Origin of the sequence: Vogesella mureinivorans (genome assembly GCF_007644035.1) — a bacterium.
GTDB lineage: Bacteria > Pseudomonadota > Gammaproteobacteria > Burkholderiales > Chromobacteriaceae > Vogesella > Vogesella mureinivorans.
In genome coordinates, this window is record NZ_VMTV02001044.1 from 1 (window position 1) to 303 (window position 303).

General features: G+C 68.3%; 1 protein-coding gene. It reads right to left on the reverse strand.

What is annotated here, in order from left to right:
* Positions 1–303 (reverse strand): AMP-binding protein (locus tag FLQ44_RS22670; protein ID WP_147696162.1); only part of this gene is annotated, 303 nt, incomplete at both ends.

The following is a 303-nucleotide window of genomic DNA, read 5'->3' on the forward strand; positions in this document are numbered from 1 at the left end:
GCGGCCCGTAAACGATGTAGGAATGGCCCACCACCCAGCCAACGTCCGAGGTCGAGAACATCACCTGGCCCGGACCGACGTCGAAGACGGTGCGCATGGACAGGGCCAGCGCCACCGCATAGCCCCCGGTGTCGCGCTGTACGCCCTTGGGCTTGCCGGTGGTGCCCGAGGTGTAGAGCAGGTAGCTGGGCTCATTGCTCTCGCGCCAGACCACCGGCACGACCGCGTCCGCGAATGGGGCGGAAGCCTCGGCGTAGTCCACATCACGACCAGGCGTGCGCGGCATGTCCGCATCGAGCCCGC